Source organism: uncultured Campylobacter sp. (genome assembly GCF_937997465.1).
Taxonomy (GTDB): Bacteria; Campylobacterota; Campylobacteria; order Campylobacterales; family Campylobacteraceae; genus Campylobacter_A.
In genome coordinates this window covers 18,899-29,941 of record NZ_CALKTQ010000158.1, presented here as the reverse complement: position 1 = coordinate 29,941, position 11,043 = coordinate 18,899, and the positions used below count along the sequence as shown (strand labels likewise).

Here is an 11,043-nt window from a genome sequence, read left to right as displayed (position 1 = left end):
AAAAGCTCTCATGATCTAAGCAGAAGAGCGATAGTATATAAGATGATTGGAATGAGTTTTAGGGAGTATCTAGGGCTAAGGTATGGTATAAATTTAGAAGCTATTGAGCTTGCAAATTTACTTACAAACCATCAGGAGATAGCTGTTGATATCATTAATACTTTAAAACAAAAAGAGCTAGCAGTTATTAAGCTTTTTAGAGAGTATCTAAAGGTGGGTTACTACCCATACTATAATGATATGCCAAATGATACCGCCTTTTATCAGACCCTAAGACAAAGCATAGAAGCTACGATAGATAGCGATCTTTTAAGTATATATCCAAATTTAAACGGCAACACTGCAAGAAAGCTAAAGATCTTAACTCATGCCATAAGCACAAACGTCCCATATCAGCCAAACTACTCAAGCCTAAAATCGCTTGTTGATATAAGGGATGATAGGACGCTAAAAGAGTATCTTGCTATGCTTGATAGCGCTGGACTTATAAGGCTTTTAATGAAAAGTGAGCTAGCTATAAAAAATATGGATAAGGCAGACAAAATTTACCTTGAAAATACAAATTTAATGTATATAAATAGCCCAGATATAGGAAATGTTAGAGAGACATTCTTTGTCAATCAGCTTGGAAATATCACCGAAATTTACTCAGGCAAAAATGGTGACTTTATGGTTGGTAATAATTTTACCTTTGAAATAGGTGGAGCCAAAAAAGGCTTTGAGCAGATAAAAGATATGCCAAATTCATATATAGCAGCAGATGATATTGAAGTTGGGGTGAGAAACAAAATTTCACTTTGGCTGTTTGGATTTTTGTATTAGGGATTTATGTATGAGTAAGATAAACCAAATAGAACAAGAGTTGCCTAAAGGATAGAGGTATATCTTTGCAGAATGAGAAAAACAAAAATCGGATAGTGTCTAAAATTTCATAATATTTGAAAAACTGGTTTAACGAAGAAAAATCGGTATTAGTTTTTTAAAATAAAAATTATTCTAGCTAGTAATTGTGATATTAAACCTAACAAAGAACGCTGTAAGCACTTACGATGAGTCAATAACTCTAAAAAATTCTAAAGGATCTAGTTGAAGAGGTAAATTTTATCAAGGAGTGGAAGAGTGAGCGTTCTTAAAAAGTTATCATATTTGACAATAAGTTATCAAATATGATAATATAGCTGGCATGAAAGAGCAATTATGGAAAATCACATTTTATGATAAGAGTGTTGAAGACGAGACACTGTCTTTACCAGATACTATTTTGGCTAATTTACTTCGCATACTTGAAATGGCTAGGGAGATTGGACCAAATTTAGGCAGACCTCATAGCGCACCTCTTGGCGATGGACTATTTGAGTTTAGGGCAAAAGGCAAAGAAGGTATCGCAAGAAGTGTCTTTGTAAATGTCATAAATAGAGAAATAGTGATTTTGCATACGCTCATTAAAAAATCAGACGCTATCCCTAAAAAAGATATGAAGATCATCATACAAAGAGCAAAGGAGATAAGATGAGACCAACTTTTGAGGACTTTAAAGAAAAAGCTCTAAAAAGAAGCGAGGTAAAAAAAGAATACGATAAACTTGAAGTTGAATTTGATTTAAAGTTAAAGCTTATTAAGATCAGAAAAGCGGCAAATCTGACTCAAGAAGAGATAGCTAACAGAATGAATACTAGTAAAAGCAACATCTCAAGACTAGAGAGCCTAAACTCTAAAATTTCCCCAACAATCTCTACTTTAAATGCCTATGCAAATGCTGCTGGATATAGGCTGGATGTAAATTTTGTGCAATAGTTTTTAAGATTTCACCATATATTCTTTAGCTTGTCTTAAATGGATCAATAGAGAATAAAAAGCAAAATTCATAACCAGCTCACTATTAGCTTACATATGATATTATCTATCAAAAAGCCATCTTGTATTTCATATGGGCGAGGATACTTTTTGTCTGACAAGTCAGACAAAAATACCTCGTTAGGGATTATCCCTAAAACCCTATCTTCACGCTTTTTGATTCTTTTTTTAGAGCGACTTCAAGCTCTAACCTTTGATAAAAGTCGTCGCTATTTTTTATAGGTCTAAATTTAGCTTGTCTTCTCACACTGGCAAAGTCTCCTGGCGCTAGCAAGCCTAAATTTGAAACTTTTTTGGCTGTATTTTCGTCAAATTTGACTTTTAGTAAGGCACACTCTTTTTTAAACAAATTTCGCGCTTGCTCCGGCAGCAAGTAGCCAAACTCGAGTTTTAGATCAAATCTTCTAAGACAGGCTTTATCTAGGTTGTCGATCAAATTCGTTGTGGCGATAAAGATGCCATCAAAGCTCTCCATTTGTACAAGCATCTCATTTACTAGGGTTATCTCCCAGTTATGAGACACACTACTTCTATCTTGCAAAAAGCTATCTACTTCGTCAAAAACTAGCACTGCTTTTTTATCTTTGGCTTCTTTAAAAGCCTCCGCTATGTTTTGTTCGTTTCCTCCGACCCACATAGACAAAAGATCGCTACCTTTTTTGATGATTATAGGCCTTCTTAGGCTTTTGGCGATAAATTTAGCATAGGCGCTTTTGCCAGTTCCTGGCACACCATAAAGACAAATTCTAGCATTTTTGCTTGCTTTTATCCCCTGCATTAGCTCATTTAGATCGCAGTCCGTGTTTACAAAATTTGGATCGTAGCTACTTGGCAGATCATCTTTTGTTTTTACTTTTTCTTTTTTCGCATCTTTTTTTATCTCACCATAGCCTTGTGCTTTTAGAGTGTTGTTTATCACTCGCTCAAAAGCTTTGTTTTTGTCTTTTGTGTTTAAATTTGAGACGACAGCGCTTGCGTTACTGATGAGTGCTGGAGCTATAAACTGATTTTTAGCTAGCTTTTTTATGAGTTTATCATCTATCAAATTTTCGCTATATTGTTTTATGATCTTTGCTCGCACATTTTCAGTTGGTATGCCTATCTCTATTGCTAGGTTAAACCTTCTAACCACGGCGTCATCCATATCATAAATATTATTTGTTATCCAGATAGTAGGCAGCTCGTTAGTCTCGAGAGATCTGTTTATAAAGGCTTTGCCGTACTGTCTTTTTTCGTCGTTTCTTGTGTTGAATATATCTTCTGCTTCGTCATACATCAATAAATTTGATCCAGCAGACAATACACTTTGTGCAAGACAATACGATCTTAATCTTTGATACTCATTTGCATATCCATCTCCGTCATCATAAGCTACTTCATAAAGCTTCAAATTTAGCTCACTAGCTATCACTTTGCTAAGCTCAGTTTTGCCAGTTCCTGCTGAGCCATATAGGAGCACATTTACTCCTTTTTGTTTTTTGCTAACGGCACTTTTTAAAAACGAAAGTAAGATTTTCACATCTTCTTTTATGTGTGGGTAGTTTTTTGTATTTAAATTTGTCTTGCTACATGGCTTTACCGCACTTTCAAATATCTCGTCCATGCTTTCACATTTAACAAACAAATCACCCATAAAGTTATTGTTTATGACATCGATTTTATATTTTAGATTATGCGTATTAGTGTCTAGTCTTATTATCGAAGTCTTGGCAAAGACTCCATCTTTTCTAAAGGCCTTTTGAACATCGCCAAAGTTTAAATTTAGTATCTTTGAGATGGCTTTTGTGGCTTGTATGTTGTTTAGATCTCCTAGTAAACTGCAAGCATTAGATATCACTTCATAGTTGTACATGATCGCAACAAATCTCAAAATATCTCTCTCGGCACTATTTAGACCTAAATTTGCTTGAAGTAAATTTAGGTTGTGTTCAAGATCTTTTAGCTTGCATGAAATTTGACTTTTTTCAAGAATTTCAAGTCTGTTTTTAAGACCTTGGATATCTTCTTCTTTGGGCTCTTTTGATTCGATACCCAAAAACTCTAAAACATCATCATATCTGCTTCTTAGCAACTCTCTTTCTCCTCCGAGATTAAAAATAGCACGAAGTATCCAAAGTGTTGTAAGCTCATATATCTCGCTATCTACGTAAAAAATCTCTTTTTCCACGACAAGCTCCTTTTGCTTTTGTTTGAAGCTATTTTACTTGGCATAAAAGACATTTTTATGTCCATAATTATAAAAATTTGGGAAATTTGTTGTGAAAGGTTAATTTATAAAGAGCGTTTTGAAACGCTCTTTATTTACTCATGCGTATCACCATTATATGGCAGCTCCAGAGCTTTTATATTTGCCACTGCATTTCCAGCGATACCTTTTATAGAGCTGTACATATTTATGGTGTTATTTAACACTTTTTCTATCTGCTTTTCTCTTTGCTTCCATATCTTTTGCATTGCGCGCTTTTCACTATCTAGGTCGCTTTGCATGGTTGAAAATGCCTCTACTATCGCTTCTATTTGCATTTTAAATTCATTGCTGGTTAAAAAGTGATAGAGCAAGCTCATCTTGTCGCTTTTGTTCTCTTGCGCGATCAAGACGTGGTGTATCCTTATGAGTTGTTCTCTTAAAACAGCGCTTAAGCCTTTAAATTCCTCAAACGTGCAGATCCAAACACCTTCATATAGCCCCATCCTTTGCATATCACTTGGCATAGCATCAGTAACTATGACACCGATATCAGCGCCCTTTTCTCTCATGTCAGCCTTAAATTTCTCTATCCAAGATCTTTGGAATTCTTTTGTTCTCTTGCTTTCATAATATATCGTTCCACAATTTTGAGACTCCCTTGTATGCACGATCTGTACGCAGTCAGCGCCTCTCGCACCTTTTTTGATCTCATCAATAGTATCAAATGGAAATTTCTCCCTCAGCCACTCTTCTATCGCGAGCTCCTGTACCTCGCCTTGAAGCTGCATGCTGCCTTGCTCGGCCTTTCTTTGGGCTATTTGAAGTTGCTCTTGAAGCTGTTTTAGCTGTTCCTCTTTTTGTCTAAACTTAAGCTCATTTTGCTCATCTGCAGCCTTTTGTATCTTCTCTTTTTCTTCTTTTAGCTTTTCATTTAATGCTAGCTCAGCCTTTGCGGTTATGGCAGACTCCATCTCCTCTTTTTCCCTTTGAAGCTGCAAAATTTGAGCCTTTGTAATATTTAGCTCTTTTACTTGATTTGACTTCTCTTCAAGCTGTTTTTGCAAGAGTGCCACCGACTCATTTTGCTCGTCAAGTATCTCTTTTCGCAGCTCCTCTTGAAGTCTTGCTCTTTCCATTTTTAGCTGTATTTGCGTAGCTTTTTTGATTTCTTCCTCAAATTTCTCTTTTTGATCTTGCAGTTGCTGTTCTTTTGTTCTTAAACTCTCAAAATAAGCCTCCTGCTCCTTCCTTTTAGCCTCAAGTTCGGCTTCAAGCTGCTTCTTTTGGGCCAGGTATTCACCTTTATATTTACCTTCTAACTGATGATATAAGGCGTCATTTATATCTATTTCACACCCACAGTTTGGGCACTTTATCGTTGTTTGATTTGTCATTTTTCACCTCCATTTTTTATCTTTATCTTATGCTATTTTTTCTTTAAATTTCATAGTATTCATCCCAGCAAAGTGTCATATCAACAGAGCCTATGCGCAGTATGTCTTTGATCTTGCAGATATGCGTGTTGTTTATAAAAGCTGCAAATAGATAGCAAAAATATGCCTTACTATCAAAATAGACAGAGCTACCAAAATATTCATTACAGTTTTGTGTCCAGCGGCTCTTTTGCTTGCTCATTTCGCTAGGAACGATAGGCTCATTGATGATGACTAAGAAATTGTCGTCATTTTCATCATAATCTGGATCGTCTTCTCGCAAATAAAAGACCAAACGAAATTCCATAGCATAGTCTTCGATAAATCCACCCTCAACCCTTGCTTTTAGCCTGTTTTCAAGTATCTTAGCATCTCTTATTAGGACATCTTGATAGCTAGCTAGCGCTTTATTTATTTTCTCTATCTGCTCCCACTGATCTTTGTTGGCATCAGAGATATACTCTTCTTTCTCGCTGCACTCTAGCTTTTTTAGGCAAAGATCTATAGGCGTATAGTCGTAGTATGAGCGAAGCTTGCCCTCCATCCTGTCGATAGTTAAAATTTCATCCCAGCTAAGATCCGTATGGTCATATAAGCAGTGGTAAAACCAGCAGTGCCACTCGCCAGACATCTCATGTGTGGGCCAGTTTCTAAATTCGTTTTGATTTTCCGTATAAAAGTAGTCATCTATGTGATCCATGAACTGCCTATATCGCATAAGAAGTTCATCCTTTGAGTAAAAATAGAGCAATAGCTCACAAAAATGATCACATGCCTCTTTTACATCTTTTACCGACATATTTATCTGCTTTGCACGTGGCACGACACGGCGCTCAAGGTCATAGAGCCTTTCGTTTATGCTATTTAGCTTTCGCCTTTGCTCCTTTGTAAATTGTCTCATTTTTGTCCTTTAAATTTTGAGAAAATTATAATGGCAAAAACGGACAGGTTGTGTCTAAATTTATGTATTTACATCTTAAATTTGCTATTTAGTTTTAGTGTTTTTATTGCGTATTTGCTCCAGTCTTTGCTGCGCCCTTTCTTCTACTTTCAAGCACTCTTCGTCGTATGCATCTTTGCCCTCGGTTAAATTTTCAGCCTTTTTATAAAATTTTTTGCATACCGATTTGTACCTTTTTATCCTACTTAAGAAATCTAAGAAATTTAAAAATCTTTGTCTATTCATACCCGATTTTAAAGCGCTTTTTATAGCTGTTTTAATCTGCTTTTTACTAAGTATATTTTGTTTGCAAAGCAAGAAATAATCACTTATATTAAATCTTTTTATCTGTTTTACGATGATCTTTTTAGAAAGCTTTTTATCGTTTAAATTTTCATAGACACTTCTAGCTACATGAAAATAGCCCCAAGGACCTTGGCATACTTGTAGCGCCCTTTTTAGGATCGTTTTTATTATCTTTTGCCTATCTTCGCCATCTTCAAGCTCATCGTAAGCTAGTCTTGCCAAATATAAATACTCTCTAAAATCCTCACATTTTGACAAGATATCGTTAAATTCGCTAGAAAGCAGTTGTTTTGGCTTTACAGACGATATAAAATCGCTAATCTCCATATATGGCCTAAGACCCCAGAATCTTTTCATGTTTGCTCCATTTTTATTTTTAGTGTCTTTTAGCGGTTTACCTTTTCGAGCCTCTCCTTTACCATTTTCCAAAATTTATCTTTTTTATTATTGTTTATCTTAATTATTGTATCTTTGTGTTTATCAACAAACTTCTTTATGCTCTTAGATAACTCGCTAGCCGATATTTCTTTTTTTAGTATAGCCTTTGCAAAATCTTCTTTGACATATAAAATTACATTTTTATTAATTTCTAGCTTTTCATATAATAAGAAATTCTTTTTGCCATAAGACACATCCTTCGGATTAATGATTGACCAAATTTCTTGCCATTTAAGTCCTTTTCTGTACATATTTTTATGCGTATCTATTCCAACAAAGAGTTGATTATCTATGTTAAAAACTGTAAATAGTATAAATTTCTCATCCTGCGGGTTCTTGTCGTCACACCAAGCCTCGTCATATATTTCAAGCCAAGTATTGTTTTTGCGATATTTGCTATTTATATTACTAATAGCAACCAAATCATCTCTTCTAAACTTTTTAAATTCGCTTGATAGATAATTCATAAAGCCATCTATAATCCTATTTGTAGTAGCTTCTATCGTACTTATACGTTCTTTTATTAAAGAATCATCCAAGTTGTTATGGTTTTTGTAAATTTCTACAGCTTTATCATAGTGTTTTTCTATATATCTGTAACTTGCTTCATCTTTTACGTATGTATGCTTGCCATAAATCGAATTTATAACATCGATATACCTCTCTATAGAAAACTTAAGGCTAGCTGTGATTTTTGATTTAAGACAATTTTTAAGCCAATTTATTATCTCTTTTGAATAATAAATATATTTTATAGCATTATTTTTATAATCACCCTTGCTATTATCTGATACGCTCTCTCTATCTAAAGAAAGATATACAAAGAGAATATCTTTAAGTTCATATTTATATTTATTGCAAACATAACCTATATACCTTTCCATTTGGCTATTTTGATCTCTTGCATAAATTTTATTTTCAACAATTATGCATTTTTTACCATTTTTTATACAAAGGTCCATATACCCATATTCTTTATTTCCCTCCTCCATATTCACTTCAACACTGCTAATATCAAAATCATCAATGTCGCAAGCTTCTAAAAATTTACGTAAAAACTCATTGCCCAAATAGTGGTAACCATTCGGATCCAATAATGAATGAATAAATCTTGTATGTTTAACTTCATCACTATTTTTATGAAGCGCCAAAAAGATATTGTAGTCTGATCTATCAGATTCATTTCTACGGCTATTTTCTATCTCTTTTTGTACATACTTATCCATGCCATTAAAAAAATCATTCACTTTATCTCTATCACAAAAATCATTCACCACATCTCCTTTAAATTTAATTTACAGCATGTCAATTATACCCTTTTTTACTATCTCGATCGCCCACCCTTTCGCCAAGTTCTTTTAAGATATCAAGCACAAAAAACGTCTCTCTAGGATCTGGCAAGAGTTTCACGGCTTTATCTAAAAATTCTTTTGCATAAATTTTATCTTTAAAATCCATCATAACGCTACTTGCCACATAAGCATAATCGGCCGCGGTTTTGGCATAAATTTCGCCGTCTTTATAAAGCTCTAATATCCATCTTTGCTTGCCAAATTCTTCCGCCATATCATCTAAAACATCGTAGAATTTATAAAAGTCGCTCGTATCTCTTAGCTCGCTTAAATATTCGTCTTTACTTTTATGCTCTTTTGAGGCCACGACCTTTTTTGGCTCTTTTTGTTTTGGTTTTATACCGAGTACTTTTAGCTCGCCTCTGTCTTTTATAAAAACGTGAGCATAACTTAGATAGAAGTCATGTTTGTCTTTCTCTATGCACTTTTTATAAAATTTATAGGTAAACTCATCAAAGCCACCTATTTGTTTTAGCTCCAGCGCCATATCGAGATAAAAATCCGCCTTAAAATCTGTCGTCGTTAGTGCGTTTTGCAAGAAATTTTCAGCCTTTTTCCCATACAAGACTTTGATCTCTATAAAATTTAGCATATTTATAAGGCAAAGCCCGTCTTTTATGTTGTTTTCTGCCATAGCCAAAAGCTCCTTGCACCACTTTTTAGCTCTTAAGCTTTTGTATATTGCTATCGCCAAAAAAGAGTAGTCCATGCCACTTTTACAAAAGCTTTGTGCGATCTTGTAAATTTTTACCGCAAGGCCCCTCTTTTTGCTTTTAAAAAATACTGAACGAGCCAGATCGTCGTACTCAAAAAGATGGTGATTTACCCTCAGGCAAAGCTCTGTGTGGTTTTGCAAAAGCCAGTCAAGCTCATCTTGGCTTAAGTTTTTAGCTAAATTTTCCAGCATCACATTTTCGTCTATAATATAATCCGCATAGTAAATCCTGCAACATCTGCAACATTTGTGAATGCGCTCATAGCGTCCTGATAAATTCATAACCTCTCCTTTATCTAAAATTTAATCGTCGCAACTTGTTCAGCGATCTCTTTATCTGTAAAATTTCCATCCGTATCAATCGAGTAATTTTTGCCTAGAAAATAGAGCTTAAAGCCAGTTATAGCTCCAAACATAGGCAGAGTTTTCGTTTTTTGATAGTAGTTTTTGGTAATCTTTGAGATGACTTTTAGCTGCTCGTGCAATGCTTTAAAACAAAGCTCATCTAAAAATGGCGTTAGGCTGATATATCTTAGATGCTGCGCCATAGCAAGGGCAAATATAGGCTCGCCCTTGCGCCTAAAATCCGTATCTATATAGATATATGAGCCTCTAAATTTCACTCGCTCGTTGTAGAGTTTTTGCACCTCGCTAAGCTCAGCGTCTATGTCAAGGGCAAAGTGCTTGCTAAGAGCTAGGATGAGCGTTTCTGAGCTATGCGCCCAGTCAAAGTGCCCCTTTGTGATGAACTCATCAAGGCTCTTTGCTGCCTCTAAATTTGCAAGTGCTCTTGTGAAATTTTGCTCTCTAACATAGCCAAGTGCTTTTGAGAGCGCCTTTTTATCGCTGTTTTGTGTGAGAATTTTAAGTTGCTCGTAGATCATTGATTATCCTTTTTTGATTTTTATCGCCGATACATTTTTTGCGATCTGTGAAATTATAGCAACTAGAATGGACAAAAAATGTCTAGAAATTTATTAGTAAAATTTCACAAAAACTATCAAATTTAGGAGCAAATATGCAGCCAACCATCCTACTTTCCGCGCTTTTGGCAAAGCACCACACCAAAACAGCCAAAAGCTTGTGTCAGATATTTGACAAACACGGGGTTAAATACGAGTTTTTAGAGACTAAAGACATTTGGATGAGAGACTTTATGCCGATTTTGCTTGATGATTGGCGCCTTGTCTCTTACGACTACGATCCAGACTACCTAAAAGATGAAAAATATAGCCATCTAAGAACAAAGATCCAGCCATCAAAAGAGCATATAAATTTAGTCCTAGACGGCGGAAATTTCGTAAGGTTTGGAGCTAAAGCCATCATGACTGATAAAATTTTTAGAGAAAATCCACTGAAGACAAAAACCGAGATAGCTGAAATTATAAAGCAAAAATGTGCGCTAAATGAGCTCATCATCATACCAAGACAGCCTTACGATATGCTAGGACACAGCGACGCCATGGTTAGGTGGATAGATGAAGATAGCGTGCTGATAAATGACTTTTCAAACGAGAGCAAAAGCTTTAATGATAGGCTTATAAAAGCCCTTAAAAAGAGTGATTTGGATGTGAAATTTATGAAGTATAAAGATGGATTTTTCACTAAAAAGAGAGACTGGGGCGCTTACTTAAATTTTATTAAAATTAAGGATATTTTAATAGTTCCAATATATGGCATAGACGATGACGATATTGCGTTGGAGCAGATTAAGAAAATTTATAGTGGCTATAAGGTAGAGACGATAAATTTAAGCGAGATCATAGAGCTTGGCGGAGCGCTACACTGCATAACGGCAGAGAAATTTGGGCGGTAGA

The 11,043-nt window shown here is 35.1% G+C and carries 11 protein-coding genes; 4 read left to right on the top strand and 7 right to left on the bottom strand.

The window, feature by feature from the left end:
- The 3 genes from Q0546_RS04970 to Q0546_RS04960 all read left to right on the top strand — a co-directional run.
- The coding region (locus Q0546_RS04970; RefSeq protein WP_298791078.1) for a 3-dehydroquinate dehydratase at window positions 1–822 on the top strand (822 nt) is incomplete at its 5' end.
- 361 nt (window positions 823–1,183) lie between these two features.
- Window positions 1,184–1,513 carry a type II toxin-antitoxin system RelE/ParE family toxin gene (locus tag Q0546_RS04965; RefSeq protein ID WP_298791076.1) on the top strand — a complete coding sequence of 110 codons (330 nt, stop codon included), beginning with the start codon at window positions 1,184–1,186 and terminating at the stop codon, window positions 1,511–1,513.
- Window positions 1,510–1,794, top strand: coding sequence for a helix-turn-helix transcriptional regulator (locus Q0546_RS04960; protein WP_298791074.1), 285 nt, complete (start codon window positions 1,510–1,512; stop codon window positions 1,792–1,794). The genes Q0546_RS04965 and Q0546_RS04960 overlap by 4 nt, the downstream gene beginning before the upstream one ends.
- A 193-nt stretch (window positions 1,795–1,987) precedes the next feature.
- On the opposite strand, the gene Q0546_RS04955 is transcribed toward Q0546_RS04960, so the two are convergent.
- From Q0546_RS04955 to Q0546_RS04925, 7 genes are all read right to left on the bottom strand, one after another.
- A complete protein-coding gene (locus tag Q0546_RS04955) occupies window positions 1,988–4,021 on the bottom strand; it encodes an ATP-binding protein (protein WP_298791072.1) in 2,034 nt (677 codons plus the stop codon).
- Between the two features lie 134 nt (window positions 4,022–4,155).
- Window positions 4,156–5,436: a DUF2130 domain-containing protein gene (locus Q0546_RS04950; RefSeq protein ID WP_298791070.1), complete on the bottom strand. Its 1,281-nt coding sequence runs from the start codon at window positions 5,434–5,436 to the stop codon at window positions 4,156–4,158.
- Between the two features lie 43 nt (window positions 5,437–5,479).
- On the bottom strand, window positions 5,480–6,376 hold the full coding sequence (locus Q0546_RS04945; RefSeq protein ID WP_298791068.1) for a hypothetical protein: 897 nt from the start codon (window positions 6,374–6,376) through the stop codon (window positions 5,480–5,482).
- Window positions 6,377–6,460: 84 nt separating this feature from the next.
- The gene (locus Q0546_RS04940) at window positions 6,461–7,078 is read right to left on the bottom strand and encodes a hypothetical protein (RefSeq protein WP_148789157.1); all 618 of its coding nucleotides are present in this window, start codon (window positions 7,076–7,078) and stop codon (window positions 6,461–6,463) included.
- A 29-nt stretch (window positions 7,079–7,107) separates the two neighbouring features.
- Complete coding sequence (locus Q0546_RS04935; RefSeq protein WP_298791062.1) at window positions 7,108–8,433, bottom strand: PD-(D/E)XK nuclease family protein; 1,326 nt, start codon at window positions 8,431–8,433, stop codon at window positions 7,108–7,110.
- Between the two features lie 31 nt (window positions 8,434–8,464).
- Window positions 8,465–9,508 (bottom strand): hypothetical protein, encoded by a 1,044-nt coding sequence (locus tag Q0546_RS04930; protein WP_298791059.1) that lies wholly within the window; start codon window positions 9,506–9,508, stop codon window positions 8,465–8,467.
- Window positions 9,509–9,522: 14 nt separating this feature from the next.
- Window positions 9,523–10,110, bottom strand: a complete 588-nt coding sequence (locus tag Q0546_RS04925) for a hypothetical protein (RefSeq protein ID WP_298791057.1) — start codon at window positions 10,108–10,110, stop codon at window positions 9,523–9,525.
- A gap of 134 nt (window positions 10,111–10,244) precedes the next feature.
- Between Q0546_RS04925 and Q0546_RS04920 the strand changes: the two genes are divergently transcribed.
- The gene (locus Q0546_RS04920) at window positions 10,245–11,042 is read left to right on the top strand and encodes an agmatine deiminase family protein (protein ID WP_298791055.1); all 798 of its coding nucleotides are present in this window, start codon (window positions 10,245–10,247) and stop codon (window positions 11,040–11,042) included.
- Window position 11,043 lies beyond the last annotated feature (1 nt).

Bases quoted from the DNA above. Each gene is read 5' to 3' on its own strand.
- Q0546_RS04925 (WP_298791057.1), bottom strand. From the start codon at position 10,110: ATGATCTACGAGCAACTTAAAATTCTCACACAAAACAGCGATAAAAAG.
- Q0546_RS04945 (WP_298791068.1), bottom strand. From the start codon at position 6,376: ATGAGACAATTTACAAAGGAGCAAAGGCGAAAGCTAAATAGCATAAAC.
- Q0546_RS04940 (WP_148789157.1), bottom strand. From the start codon at position 7,078: ATGAAAAGATTCTGGGGTCTTAGGCCATATATGGAGATTAGCGATTTT.
- Q0546_RS04950 (WP_298791070.1), bottom strand. From the start codon at position 5,436: ATGACAAATCAAACAACGATAAAGTGCCCAAACTGTGGGTGTGAAATA.
- Q0546_RS04960 (WP_298791074.1), top strand. From the start codon at position 1,510: ATGAGACCAACTTTTGAGGACTTTAAAGAAAAAGCTCTAAAAAGAAGC.
- Q0546_RS04965 (WP_298791076.1), top strand. From the start codon at position 1,184: ATGAAAGAGCAATTATGGAAAATCACATTTTATGATAAGAGTGTTGAA.
- Q0546_RS04930 (WP_298791059.1), bottom strand. From the start codon at position 9,508: ATGAATTTATCAGGACGCTATGAGCGCATTCACAAATGTTGCAGATGT.
- Q0546_RS04920 (WP_298791055.1), top strand. From the start codon at position 10,245: ATGCAGCCAACCATCCTACTTTCCGCGCTTTTGGCAAAGCACCACACC.